Below are 13,098 nucleotides of genomic sequence, written 5' to 3'. Positions count from 1 at the left end.
CCTTATACGGTCTAACGCATAACCCCTTCAAGTACTGAGAAGAAGTGCAGCACACTGCCACCGAGCACGAACATGTGCCATATAGCATGGTGGTAGCGCATACTCTTCCACACATAAAACACAACACCCAAGGTATAACTTAAACCACCGGCCAGCAGCAACCATAGTGCTGTGCTGTTCACCAGCTCAAGCATGGGCTTCACCGCAATAACGGCCATCCAACCCAAACCTAAGTACAGGGTGAGCGACAGCCACTTTATGCGTTCTTTTTTCATGGTCTCTAAGAACACGCCCGCTATAGCAATGGTCCAAATGACCGCAAATAAACTCCAGCCCCAAGGACCACGTAGGTTCACCAATAAAAAGGGCGTATAGGTACCGGCAATTAAAATAAATATGGCCGCATGATCCATCAACTGCAATATCCGCTTCGCCCGCATATTCGTAATAGCGTGGTATAGGGTAGAAGCCATATACAACAAAATGAGCGAGCTACCATAAATAATGCCACTCACCAAATGCCACACGGTGCCAGCGGTTAAGGCGTACCATACTAAGATAATGAGGGCGGCAACCCCTAGTAGGGCTCCGACTCCGTGGGTAATGGCGTTGGCAATTTCCTCGCCTAAGGTGTAGTTCTTCACTGTCATGTAAAATAGCGCTCCAGGTGCGGGCTCGACTAATCGTAGCTCGACACTATGTGTTTCAGTTTGCGGATAAAGTTATCCAAGGCTCGGTTGGTGTCGTAGTCTAACTTGTAGGTGTTATGAAAGCCCGTTTGCAGCTTCACTTCTGCGTCTTGCAAATACAGGGTATAGCCGTCGAAGTCGGAAAAGGCGGTTACCCCTTCAAGTCGGTGCATTTTGTCGATGTCGCCCGGCACTTCTTCACCGTGGGTGGTTATTTTTTCATAGGCTTGCAACATTAAACGCGTGTCAATTTGGTCTTGCATAAAAACTCCTTCGGTATTTACACATTCTTACACACTCAATTGAAAAGTAACGGGGCCGTCGTTCACCAAAGCGACTTGCATGTCTGCCGCAAACTGGCCCGTACGTACCTGCAAACCTTCTTGCGCCATGGCTTGGCAAAACACCTGATAAAGCCGCTCCGCCTCGCTTGGGCTGGCGGCGGAAGAAAAGCTTGGGCGACGCCCCTTTTTAGTGTCCGCCGCTAAGGTAAACTGAGAAACCACCAGCACTTCACCGGCAATGTCTCGTACGTCTAAATTCATTTTATCGTCGGCGTCGGCAAACACACGGTAGCCTGCAATACGGGCCGCTAAGCGTTTGGCTTTTTCGTCTGTGTCACCTTGCTCAACACCTAACAACACCAGTAAGCCTTGGCCTATGGTAGCAATGTCTTCACCCGCTACCGTCACTTGCGCTTGACTAACCCGCTGAATTAATCCAATCATTCACTGGTATCCTGTTCGTTTTCTGTCGCTAGCTCTTCTTTGGGCGCTCTTTCACTTGGCTCGTGTAAGTATTCTTCCAAGCTGGCCGTTAGTTCTGCGCCAATCAAAATAATGTTCCACGACAAGTAAATCCACACAATCATAATAGGGATGGTGGCTAACGCACCGTAAATCAATTGATACGTGGGGAAGTATTGCAAATAAACCTGAAAGCCTGTTTTCGCAAGCTCAAATAAAATTGCCGCGAGCAGCGCGCCCCACACCGCATGCCGCGCTTTCACCACACGGTTTGGCACCATCACGTATAACAGGATAAATGCCACAAATGTCGATAACAGTGGCAAGAGCCAAATCAGCACCGACTGCATACCGCTTAAATAACCATTACCGAAGCGTACCGTGCTGAGCACATACGAACTAGCTGCAATGCTTATACCCACGAGTACTGGCCCTAAGGTTAAAATCATCCAATACACGGCCAAGGAAATAATAATGCGGCGACGTTTTTGGACCCGCCAAATTCGGTTCATGGTTTGGTCAATGGATGAAATAAGCAGGAGAGCGACCACAAACAAAAATCCAGCCCCCACGATGGTCATTTGATTCGCATTGTTCACAAAGCCTTCGAGGTAGTTGCTAATAGCGTCGCTACTGGTGGGAATAAGGTTCGACAGCAGCAAGCCCTGCACCTGCTCTCGCAGCTCTGAAAACACCGGGAAAGCCGTGAACATAGCAAACACAACCGCTAATAATGGCACTAATGAAAGCAATGACACATAGGTTAGGTGCCCGGCCGTTACATTAATTTTGTCATCTACACAGCGCTTCACGAAGTGCACCGTTAAATGCCGCGCATGAAACCAAAACCTTGTTAGACGCTGCTTTGCTTGCTCCCATGTCTCTGTTTGCTTGGTCATAACCTATCCTTTCTAGCTGGCTGTTGCCGTTTCTGTTGGTCGTGTGAGCTGGTACACCCGGTTTCGAAACCCTGCAATGGGGTGAGTGGCCCGCGCCCAGCCTGATAACGCAGGGCAGCTGTCTAAGGCTTCGTCGCCCAGAGCGTCGTTTTGCATGTGAGGCAACCAGTTTATATTCAGCTGGCCACCCGGTAATACGGCCTGCGCACAGGCTTCAAGCAAGGGCATGTCAATTTTGTCGTATAAGTCACATAACACGAGATCGAACTGCTCTTGAGGGTTTTCGCGTAACCAACTTAAGGCACTGGTGGTGCGTATTTTTTGTTCTACGGGTAAAAAGTTGGGGCAAAAATGGTCGAAATACAAGGACACAACCGCAGCATATTGTTCCAAGCATAACCACTGTAAATGGGGAAAATGCACCTGGGCATGGTTCATGGCGCTGCCTCCGCCTAGCCCGAGTTCAAGCACGCGGCCCTGCTTAGGTACAGCCGCCAGCGCTTGCAACAAAGGCACTTGGTGCGCCAATACAATGCGTGCTGGGTCGTGCTTGTCCTGCACCGACTGCACCGACCCATTTAATACCAAAAGGCGGTAGTCGGCATTTTCCAATACCACTAATCGTACCCCGATATGTCCTGTCAGTGCTATAATGTTCGATTCTTGTAAAATAGCTTCAAGCGCTTCACCAGTTAAAGGCTTTGTCACGCGGGCTCTCCATGTTGTATCTATTGGTCCAGTGTAAGCCATTGTCATAGGAACACCAATGCCAAAGGTTTCAATAGTAATACCTCATACAGATCAAAGTTTTGAACGCTACTATGAATTGCGCTGGCGGGTGCTTCGTAAGCCTTTTCGCCGCCCACGTGGTTCTGAATACGACGAGTATGATCAAGTGGGCGAACACCGCATGTTGGTCAATGAAGCGGGCGACGCAATTGGTGTGGGCCGTATTCACTTTAATAGCCCGGAAGAAGCACAAATTCGATTTATGGCCATTGACCCAGACTACCAAGGCTATGGCCATGGGGTCACACTCATTTACGCCCTCGAGTCGACGGCCCTTGAAATGGGTGCGAAGCGGGTCATTATTAACTGCCGCGACAATACCCTGGGCTTTTACCAGCGCTGTGGTTACGAATTAAAAGAAGAAGCCAACACGGACAAAAACCCAAAAGCCGAGCACCAGTTAGTGAAGCAACTTAGCAGCTCTAGTTATATTGTGTACCGCCCAAGTTGGTGCGAAGCGCTGCAGAAAACCTGGCACCAAGGCATTCCTATTAGCAAAGCCATGGGCATTGAAATTTACCAATACACAGGCCGAACCCTCGAGCTGCGTGCGCCCCTTGCCCGTAATATCAATGTGCACCACACCATGTTTGCCGGCAGCATTTATACCTTAGCCACTTTAGCGGGCTGGGGCATGGTGCAACTGCACCTTCAAGAACTAGGGCTGTCTGGCCCTATTGTGTTGGCAGAGGGGTCTATTGAGTACAAACTACCCATTGCTGAAAGCCCGCGGGCCGTGTGTAATTTAATAGACGCTGAAGGGGACTTTGGAGCGTTAAGAGAAGGCGAAAATGCCCGGCTTACCATGTCGGTGGCACTGTACGATGGCGACGACTTCGCCGCCATGTTCACCGGGCGTTACGTTGTTAAAGCACCCCGTTAGTACAGTTTAATACGGGTTAAGTGCGACAGCTCACCCTCACGCACCATGTGCGCAATAGCCACTATATCGGGTGAGAAGTAACGGTCTTCCGCGTAGTAAGACACCTTTTCACGCACTTTCGCAAAGGTTTCTTCCACCACGGGCGAACTTTTTAACGGACGGCGGAAGTCGATACCCTGCGCTGTTGCAAGTAGTTCAACAGCCACAATATTGGCCGTGTTTTCAGCGATATCTTCTAACCGACGGGCTGCAAAAGTCGCCATGGACACGTGGTCTTCTTGGTTTGCCGACGTGGGAATACTGTCCACCGACGCTGGGTGCGCTAAGGTTTTATTCTCAGAAGCCAAGGCCGCAGCGGTTACTTGTGCCATCATAAAGCCCGAGTTTACTCCACCGTTTTCAACCAGGAAGGCCGGCAAATTACTGAGAGTGCGGTCCACTAACAGCGCAATACGGCGCTCGGAAAGCGAGCCAATTTCACTGCATGCCACCGCCAACTGATCCGCCACCATGGCCACAGGCTCAGCATGGAAGTTGCCCCCCGAAAGAATGTCATTGTCCTCTGAAAACACCAGTGGGTTGTCGGTTACGCCATTGGCTTCGCGCTCTAAAATTGTTGCCGCATGACGCATTTGGTCCCAGGCAGCACCCATCACCTGAGGCTGACAGCGCAGTGAATAGGGGTCTTGGACTTTTTCGCAATTTTCATGGGAAGCGCCAATTTCACTCTCGTCTGCCAAAATATTCCGTAACTCAGCGGCCACGTCGATTTGTCCTAACTGGCCACGTACTTCATGTATGCGCGCATCAAATGGGGTACGAGAGCCTAACGCCGCTTCCACCGCCATACCGCCTGCCAGCAGAGCCGCACGGAATACATCTTCAATGGCAAACAAGCCGTGGATGGCGAGTGCAGTAGACGACTGAGTACCATTAAGCAGTGCCAAGCCTTCTTTTGGAGCCAAGGTCATAGGGGCTAAACCAAGTTCTGGCAACACCTCTAAAGAAGGGCGTACCTGGCCTTGGTAGCGAATATGGCCTTCACCCAACAGCGGCAACACCAAATGCGCTAACGGTGCCAAGTCGCCACAGGCTCCCACCGAGCCCTTCGCCGGCACACAGGGGTATGCCTGGTTGTTCAGCAAGGTTAGTAAAAACTTCATAACTTCTGGGCGAATACCCGAGAAGCCACGCGCCAGCGAGTTGATTTTTAAAACCAGCATCAGGCGCACAACTTGGTCCGACATATAGTCGCCCACACCGGCCGCATGGGAAAGCACAATGCGGCGCTGAAGGTCGCTTAGTTGGTCCGCTGCAATGCGGGTGTTGGCCAGCAAGCCAAACCCTGTGTTAATGCCATACACAACACGCCCTTCGGCTAGCACGTCGGCCACAGTTTTGGCCGCTCGCTCAATATTAGGCCAAGCTTCCTCTGTTAAGGTTAACTCGACGGCTGAGCCGTGCACTTGGCGAAGCTGTGCTAGGCTTAACTTGCCCGGCTCTAAAGTAAATGCGTAACTCATGAGCGCTGTGTCTCCTTTATCATTGGTAAGTCTAGGCCGCACTCAACGGCTGATTGTTTCGCAATATCGTACCCGGCGTCTGCATGGCGCATCACCCCTGTGCCTGGGTCGTTCCACAGCACACGCTTTAAACGCTGTTCGGCTTCGTCGGTGCCGTCGGCCACAATAACCACGCCCGAATGCTGGGAGTAACCCATACCCACACCACCGCCATGGTGTAAGCTCACCCAAGTGGCACCGCCTGCGGTGTTCAATAGGGCGTTCAGTAATGGCCAGTCGGACACGGCGTCGGAACCGTCCATCATGCCTTCTGTTTCGCGGTTAGGGCTAGCAACGGAGCCTGAATCTAAGTGGTCACGACCAATCACAACAGGCGCTTTTAGTTCACCATTGCGCACCATTTCGTTAAAGGCCAAGCCTAAGCGGGCTCTGTCTTTTAAACCAACCCAGCAAATACGTGCCGGCAAGCCTTGGAATGCAATGCGCTCGCGGGCCATATCAAGCCAATTGTGCAAGTGCTTATTGTCGGGTAGCAGTTCTTTTACCTTGGCGTCGGTTTTGTAAATGTCTTCTGGGTCTCCCGACAAGGCAACCCAACGGAACGGGCCAATACCTTCACAGAACAAAGGACGAATGTAAGCTGGCACAAACCCCGGGAAGTCAAAGGCATTTTCAACACCTTCGTCGTGGGCCATTTGACGAATGTTGTTGCCATAGTCGAGGGTTGCTGCGCCACGCTCTTGCATGGTTAACATGGCTTGTACTTGGACTGCCATACTTTGTTTAGCGGCTTTCACGACCTTGGCTTCGTCTTTGGCGCGCTCTGCGGCTGCTTGTTCGAGGGTCCAACCTTGCGGCAAGTAACCATTCAAGGGGTCGTGGGCCGAGGTTTGGTCGGTCACCACGTCTGGCGTAATGCCGCGCTTCACCAGCTCGGCAAACACGTCGGCAGCATTTCCTAATAAACCAACGGACACTGGTTTACCTTCTTTATTGGCCTGTTCAATACGGGCCAAGGCGCTGTCTAAGTCCGCCGCTTTTTCGTCGACATAGCGGGTGCGAATACGGAAGTCGATACGCGACTCGTCTACGTCCACCGCGAGCATTGAAAAGCCGGCCATGGTCGCTGCCAGAGGCTGCGCACCGCCCATACCACCCAAACCACCAGTAAGTACCCACTTACCTGAAGCGTCGGCATTGAAGTGCTTTTGTGCAACAGCGCCAAAGGTTTCATAGGTGCCCTGCACAATGCCTTGCGAGCCAATGTATATCCAGCTACCCGCTGTCATTTGGCCGTACATCATTAACCCTTTACGGTCGAGCTCGTTGAAATGCTCCCAGTTGGCCCACTCAGGCACTAGGTTTGAGTTCGCAATTAACACCCGTGGCGCGTTTTTATGTGTTGGGAACACACCTACTGGTTTACCGCTTTGCACAAGCAGTGTTTCTTCGTCGGTTAATCGGTCGAGCACTTCAACTATACGGTCGAAGCATTCCCAGTTCCGCGCCGCACGGCCAATACCACCGTACACCACTAAGCCTTCCGGGTGCTCCGCTACTACTGGGTCTAAGTTATTCATTAACATGCGCTTGGCGGCTTCTGTTTGCCAACTCTTCGCTGTTTTTTCAGCACCCTGAGCGGCACGTATTACCCGTGTGTTATCTACTCGGTTTGTCATGGTTAACCTTCTCCTTTTATTTTTCGTGACGGGCGGAATGTCATATGCCCACCTAATCTGAAGCGCGAGCCTGGGTGTGTCAGTGTGGCTTGGCTGACTACGCCATCACGGCACCAGGTTCGCCGGTGTACTTGTAAACAAGGCTCTGGTTGTTCTAGTTGCAACCAGGTCATCATTTGTTGATCGGGAGTAATAGCCTCAATTTGGTGGCTCGCCTCGGTCAGCGGGGTCACGTCGCAAAGGTATTCATGCGGCGTTGCTTGGGTAAAGTCTTGCTCTCCGTAGGCTGGCACCAACCGCGGATTAACATAGCGGTCTTCCACCTGCATAGGCGTGTCGTTTTCGTAGTGAATAATAATAGAACGCCAGACATTGCTGCCGTTTGGCACATGCAAAAAGGTTGCTAAGGTGGGTTCAGCTGGCACTTGTTCCAGCATAAGCACCTGCGCTGAGTGTTGATGTTGGCGCATGCGTATTTCGTCGGCGATATTGCGAATGGTCAGCAGTGCCGACTGCGACTTCAGCGGAGCCACAAAGGTACCCGAGCCCCGCGTGCGGGTCACTAAGCCTTCGTCACACAGCTCTTGTAAGGCACGGCGAGCTGTCATACGGCTGACCGCAAACTGCGTTGCCAATGCATTTTCCGAGCTTACAGGGTGGTCTTCAGGCCATTCTCCACTTTCTATTTTTTGATAAATGTATTCTTTTATTTGCGCATATTTAGCCATGTTATTTAGCCATACTCACATCGGGTAAAACGCATGTTACTTTTGCGTCGCTGTGCATTTTGTTGTATATACATTAGCAGAGTAATTTAATTTGCACACCTACTTTTGTTGGAGTTTTTTATGCCCACCTTATTTCATAACCTCACCTTAGCCACCATGCGCAGCGACGACCTCGGCATCATTACTGAGGGCGCACTCGTGGCCGAGAATGGGCGTATTCTGTGGTTAGGAAAAGAAAGCGAGCTACCTACTCAATGGCAACACCTTCGTGCTACACCAGCGGCTTGTGTAGACGGCCAGGGCGGCTTTTTAACCCCAGCACTAATAGACTGCCACACGCACTTGGTGTGGGGGGGAAGCCGAGCCAACGAGTTCAAACAGCGCTTACATGGTGTGGACTATCAAGCCATAGCAGCGGCCGGCGGCGGTATTCTGGCAACCGTTCGGGCCACCCGAGAAGCCAGCGAACAGGCCTTATTTGAAAGTGCCAAAGAGCGCGCAGAAGCCTTGATTAGCCAAGGTGTGAGCTGTATTGAAATAAAATCTGGTTATGGTCTTAGCCTAGACGATGAATTAAAGCAATTACGTGTAGCCCGCCGCTTAGGGGAAGCTTTACCCGTGCGTGTTGTAACTACTTTACTGGCAGCCCACGCTTTGCCGCCAGAGTACAAAGACAACGCCGACGGCTATATTGACCATATTTGCGACACCATACTCCCTGCGGCTGCAGCCGAAGGTTTAGCCGACGCGGTGGATGTCTTTTGTGAGAACATTGGTTTTTCCCGCCAACAAACCGAGCGGGTGTTTGCAGCAGCCACGGCGCTGGGTTTACCGGTCAAGCTGCATGCTGAACAGCTAAGCGATCAAGACGGTGCGCGCTTGGTTGCTGAATACAACGGCCTTTCGGCGGACCATTTAGAATACTTGTCAGAACAAGGCATTGCCGCTATGGCCGGCTCGGGCACTGTCGCTGTGTTACTGCCGGGTGCGTACTACTTTTTGCGGGAAACCAAGTTGCCACCTATTGAACAGTTGCGCGCGGCCGGTGTGAATATGGCCATAGCCACAGACGCCAACCCTGGCACGTCTCCCATTATGCACTTGCCATTAATGATGCACATGGCCTGCACCCTCTTTCGTTTTACGCCAGAAGAAGCTTGGCTAGGTGTTACCAAGCACGCCGCACAAGCGCTCGGTTTAACCGACACAGGTGTGCTGGAAGAAGGCATGCGAGCCGACTTGGCCTTGTGGCAAATACATGCGCCGGAAGATCTTTGCTATGAACTGGGCATTAACCGCCTTGTGCAGCGGTGGTTTGCAGGGGCCTAAGGGTTAGGCCGCTGCTCACGTCCGCGTAACCAAGCGATAACCAGTTCGCTGAGTAGCTGCCCGGCATGTTGCACGCCGGCGGCTTCTCCGGCAGGGTGGCAGCTAGGTGCTGCTTCTGCCAGGTGTAAATAGCGAGCTTCAGGTAAACGGGCCAGTTCTATAACAAAGCGAAATGCTTGCTCTGGCGAAACACCCGTGGTGTTGTAGGCGCTGGCTGGGGCAAACTGAATGGCGTCTATGTCCACCTCCACCCCTAAAGGTGCCGCCCAGTCTTTTGCTTGGCTTGCCACTTCTGCCATTTTGCTGGAAAAGTCGGTGGCATAGAGTTGATGAATACTGTGGTAAGCAAAGTTTGCGTCGTTTAAGTCGCGCAAGCTAGCTGCGGAGTTTTTCCCCTCATGCAAGGACATCACATGGTAGTGTTCCAGCGCGCCTTCCGTATAAGCATAACTAAAGCCATTGCCGCTGTGACGGCCTTCACGGGGTCGGAAGTCCGCATGTGGGTCCAGGTTCACAGCACCACACGAGCGACCTGTCACCTGGTGCAGCGCGGTAATTAACGGGTACGCATTGTTATGCCCGCCGCCCACCAAAATGACGTCGTACCCTGCGCTAAACAAAGGCTTCAGCACAAACTCCACCCGACGGTCGAGAATGGCACACAGTTCACGTAAACGGGCCAATTGGTGTGGCTCATTCACGTCTAATGTGGCGGCTTCTGTCATTAAGTCGCGACAGTCCACAGCGCCCACCATAAGTACGTCTTGTACAGGTAGTTCAAAGGTGTCTTGCAGGTTGTAAAATTGGCTTTGAAAAGCGTCCCAGCCGCCTTCTGCACCACCCCGCCCTAAATTAGCGCGAGGCCCAATACTTTCCGGCACACCTACAATGGCCACTTTACAGCCGCCATTAAAATGCTCTTCCAGGCTTGCTACATAGTTTTCTGTGGGCGCAAGGCAGGCAATGGCCTGCCCTATTTTTACTTCTCCTTCACGGGTGCGTACAAAGCGCTGAGGTTCGGCAAAAAGAATAAATTCTGGGGTATTCGACATGGTTACTCAAAATCCAAAGGTTCTGGCGACAAAATAACACCTGTATTGTCGGCATACACAAAGTCTTCTGGAATAAAGGTGACGCCACCAAAGTTAATAGCGATATCTGCTTCGCCTACGCCCTCTGTGTCTGCACCGACGGGAATGGAAGCAATGCCTTGTATGCCAATGTCTAGCTCCTCAAGGGCGTCTACATCGCGCACACAGCCATAGCAAATAATTCCTTCCCAGTTATTTTCAAAGGCTAGTTCTGCAATATTAATGTCAATGAGCGCTCGTCGTAGCGAACCACCCCCGTCGATAACCAGCACTTTGCCCGTGCCGTCTGCGGTGAGCTCTTGTTCAATCACGCCTTTGTCCTCATGACATTTCACTGTCACGACTTGCCCGCAGAACGAGCTACGGCCCCCATAGTTCACAAACATTGGCTCAACAACATCAACCGAGTCGAGGTATAGATCACATAATTCTGAAGTATTGCATTCCATGGTGAAGCTCCAAGGTTTCATGGGGTATTTATAAACAGTATACCCCTGAACCTGTAAGGTTAAAAATGATTGCCAGATTTATTTTTAGGCGGTACAACTAAATAAGTTGCTTGTATCAATGAGTGTTGCTTTCTTCAGCAGAAACCTATTAGATAGAATACGTAACAACAAAAACAACTCAAAAAAGGGCATTGCCTTTGTATGCACCCAACTAATATAGCCATTGCCAGTGCTAGCTATGTTGGCCAAGCCATATTAATGCTTGGTTTCGCACTTCTATTGCTGCACTATTTTCGGTTATACCGACGCCCCTATTTACGTTTTTGGTCCTACGCAGCCTTTTACTATGGCCTCGGCTCTGCCTTCCAATTAGGTCAAATAGCCAGTATTTCCTTGTTTCCTACGCTAGCCAGTAGTGGCTTACTGTTAAGCCAAGCTCACTTGGCCTGCTTGTATGTTGCTCTTGTCTTATTGTGCTTTGGGGTGTTCGATGTCGCTCGACAAAACCCGCCTCCAAGGCCTTGGCGTTGGGTTACTTATGCCGCCGCCGTACTCATCAGTGTCAAAGGATTAGCCTTCACACCGAATACTGCCGGCCCTGAAACCGTTCCCTTATTCGTACAAGAAAGCACCATGTTGCTGCTCAGTGGCATTGTGCTAACAACCATTAGTGTGTTTATTTGGCGTTTTACATACGCCATGCTGGGACCGCGTCTTATTGCCGCCGCCATTTTCTTGCATGGGTCAAAAAATTTATTCTTGGTCGTGCTGTTTAGTCGATTCTCAGAAAGCCAAGCGCAAGAAACTATTTGGGCCTACCAAGGGTTCATGAACATTGTGTTGTTGGCAGTTACTGCGCTTGGAGTGACAATTTGGCTGTTAGAGTCGGAACGGCACCAAGCCCTGAACGCCATGCAACAGGCAGAGTTTTTAAACCGCCACGACGCTCTCACCAAGCTTCCTAACCGTGGTGAACTCATGAGCAAGGTGCCTGTGTTACTCGACTCTTGCCGTGCAAATGGCCGCCATTTAGTGCTCATGATGGTGGGGATCGACCGCTTTAAAGCCGTGAACGACACGCTAGGCATGCGCGGCGGCGACCGGGTGCTCATTGAGCTTGGCGAGCGGTTACGGAAGTTGCACACACAACCTATTCTAATGGGCCGCGTCAGTGGCGATGTGTTTGTACTCGCCTTCGACCACTTAAAGCGCTTAAGTTACATTCAAGACCTTGCCCACAGTATTCAAGCAGACTTGCAAAAGCCCATGATAGTGGACGGTCACGAAGTGCATCTGTCCTGTAGTTTTGGCTTAGCTCGCTACCCTCAGCATAGTAATCGTGCTGAAGGCTTATTAAGTAAGGCCAATATAGCCCTCGCCAACGCCAAGCTTCCCAACAACTCCAGCATTATGGTGTACCAGCGAGGCATGGACGAACACTATATTCGCCTGGCGGATATCGAACCAGAGCTTCGCAAAGCCATTCAAGAAAACGAATTCTTTATTCAGTTACAGCCTATTTATAGCGGAAAAGAACTGTCTCTTTGTGCTTTTGAAGCCTTAATTCGTTGGCAGCACCCCGTGCGTGGCATACTCAGCCCCGACGAATTTTTACCCTACGCCGAACAGCTCGGCATGGCCACCGAGGTAGACACCTGGGTGCTCAACCATGTGGCCCTGATTCTTGCCGAATGGAAAACCGCCGGAGAAAAGATAGTCCCTATTGCAGTCAATTTATGTGCGCGTCAATTCACCAACCGCGCTTTGTGCATTAACATGCGGAACCTATTGCAAAAGTACAACTTAAACGCAGCAGACATAGAATTAGAAATTACAGAGAACGTAGCCGTGTCCGACATTAACACCGGGCTGAATGTGTTGAGTGCACTGGAAAGTATGGGCTTTCATGTGTCCATCGACGACTTTGGTACTGGGTACTCGTCCCTGTCTTATTTGCGCCGTTTGCCTATTTCACGCATTAAAATAGACCGCAGCTTTATTAATGAAATGCTTGGCAACGAAACCAACCTCACCATAGTGCGCACCTTAATTCAGCTAAGTCACGGATTGAAAAAACAGGTCATTGCCGAAGGGGTAGAAACCAAAGAGCAGCTAGCTGCTTTGCAGGAAATGAATTGTGACGCTACCCAGGGGTACTTAATGTCACCCCCAGTCAATGTAGCTATGGCGCGGAGTATTTTGCAGCAACATTGGTTAGAGCAGGCTGAAATGAACGCCCAAATGCATGTTGCAACAGGCCGCTAGGCCTGCTGCGACATGCAAACCGCTGGTT

13 protein-coding genes are annotated in these 13,098 nt (G+C 51.0%); 3 read left to right on the top strand and 10 right to left on the bottom strand.

The genetic code is table 11. The features are described from left to right. Nucleotides 1-11: 11 nt before the first annotated feature. From trhA to CWE15_RS10680, 5 genes are read right to left on the bottom strand one after another with little or no spacing between them, the layout of a single operon-like run. On the bottom strand, nucleotides 12-650 hold the full coding sequence (trhA, locus tag CWE15_RS10700; protein ID WP_126758085.1) for a PAQR family membrane homeostasis protein TrhA: 639 nt from the start codon (nucleotides 648-650) through the stop codon (nucleotides 12-14). Between the two features lie 29 nt (nucleotides 651-679). Continuing rightward, nucleotides 680-952, bottom strand: a complete 273-nt coding sequence (locus CWE15_RS10695; protein ID WP_126758084.1) for a DUF3081 family protein — start codon at nucleotides 950-952, stop codon at nucleotides 680-682. Nucleotides 953-979: 27 nt separating this feature from the next. After that, entirely contained in the window at nucleotides 980-1,417 is a 438-nt protein-coding gene (gene dtd / locus CWE15_RS10690; protein WP_126758083.1) for a D-aminoacyl-tRNA deacylase, read from the bottom strand. Then, nucleotides 1,414-2,334, bottom strand: coding sequence for a virulence factor BrkB family protein (locus tag CWE15_RS10685; RefSeq protein ID WP_126758082.1), 921 nt, complete (start codon nucleotides 2,332-2,334; stop codon nucleotides 1,414-1,416). Before CWE15_RS10685 ends, dtd begins: the two co-directional genes overlap by 4 nt. 12 nt (nucleotides 2,335-2,346) lie before the next feature. Next, on the bottom strand, nucleotides 2,347-3,042 hold the full coding sequence (locus CWE15_RS10680; protein WP_126758081.1) for a polyamine aminopropyltransferase: 696 nt from the start codon (nucleotides 3,040-3,042) through the stop codon (nucleotides 2,347-2,349). Between the two features lie 58 nt (nucleotides 3,043-3,100). Here CWE15_RS10680 and CWE15_RS10675 point away from each other — a divergent pair, with 58 nt between their 5' ends. Beyond that, complete coding sequence (locus CWE15_RS10675) at nucleotides 3,101-4,006, top strand: bifunctional GNAT family N-acetyltransferase/hotdog fold thioesterase (RefSeq protein ID WP_126758080.1); 906 nt, start codon at nucleotides 3,101-3,103, stop codon at nucleotides 4,004-4,006. Here CWE15_RS10675 and hutH read toward each other — a convergent pair. The 3 genes from hutH to hutC are packed head-to-tail and all read right to left on the bottom strand — an operon-like array spanning nucleotide 4,003 to nucleotide 7,936. Then, nucleotides 4,003-5,529: a histidine ammonia-lyase gene (hutH, locus tag CWE15_RS10670; protein ID WP_126758079.1), complete on the bottom strand. Its 1,527-nt coding sequence runs from the start codon at nucleotides 5,527-5,529 to the stop codon at nucleotides 4,003-4,005. The genes CWE15_RS10675 and hutH overlap by 4 nt on opposite strands. Next, a complete protein-coding gene (gene hutU / locus CWE15_RS10665) occupies nucleotides 5,526-7,208 on the bottom strand; it encodes a urocanate hydratase (protein WP_126758078.1) in 1,683 nt (560 codons plus the stop codon). The genes hutH and hutU overlap by 4 nt, the downstream gene beginning before the upstream one ends. Before the next feature lie 2 nt (nucleotides 7,209-7,210). Beyond that, entirely contained in the window at nucleotides 7,211-7,936 is a 726-nt protein-coding gene (gene hutC / locus CWE15_RS10660; RefSeq protein WP_126758077.1) for a histidine utilization repressor, read from the bottom strand. A 120-nt stretch (nucleotides 7,937-8,056) separates the two neighbouring features. Here hutC and hutI point away from each other — a divergent pair, with 120 nt between their 5' ends. After that, complete coding sequence (gene hutI / locus CWE15_RS10655) at nucleotides 8,057-9,265, top strand: imidazolonepropionase (protein ID WP_126758076.1); 1,209 nt, start codon at nucleotides 8,057-8,059, stop codon at nucleotides 9,263-9,265. Here hutI and CWE15_RS10650 read toward each other — a convergent pair. Next, the gene (locus tag CWE15_RS10650) at nucleotides 9,262-10,317 is read right to left on the bottom strand and encodes a formimidoylglutamase (RefSeq protein WP_126758075.1); all 1,056 of its coding nucleotides are present in this window, start codon (nucleotides 10,315-10,317) and stop codon (nucleotides 9,262-9,264) included. The genes hutI and CWE15_RS10650 overlap by 4 nt on opposite strands. Before the next feature lie 2 nt (nucleotides 10,318-10,319). After that, the gene (gene rraA, locus CWE15_RS10645; protein ID WP_126758074.1) at nucleotides 10,320-10,805 is read right to left on the bottom strand and encodes a ribonuclease E activity regulator RraA; all 486 of its coding nucleotides are present in this window, start codon (nucleotides 10,803-10,805) and stop codon (nucleotides 10,320-10,322) included. 201 nt (nucleotides 10,806-11,006) lie between these two features. On the opposite strand from rraA, the gene CWE15_RS10640 reads away from it, so the two are divergent. Continuing rightward, the gene (locus CWE15_RS10640; RefSeq protein WP_126758073.1) at nucleotides 11,007-13,070 is read left to right on the top strand and encodes a putative bifunctional diguanylate cyclase/phosphodiesterase; all 2,064 of its coding nucleotides are present in this window, start codon (nucleotides 11,007-11,009) and stop codon (nucleotides 13,068-13,070) included. Nucleotides 13,071-13,098: the final 28 nt, after the last annotated feature.

Source organism: Aliidiomarina taiwanensis (assembly GCF_003987015.1).
GTDB classification, from domain to species: domain Bacteria; phylum Pseudomonadota; class Gammaproteobacteria; order Enterobacterales; family Alteromonadaceae; genus Aliidiomarina; species Aliidiomarina taiwanensis.
The sequence above is the reverse complement of the archived record's forward strand: the minus strand, read 5'-3'. Positions and strand labels throughout refer to the sequence as shown.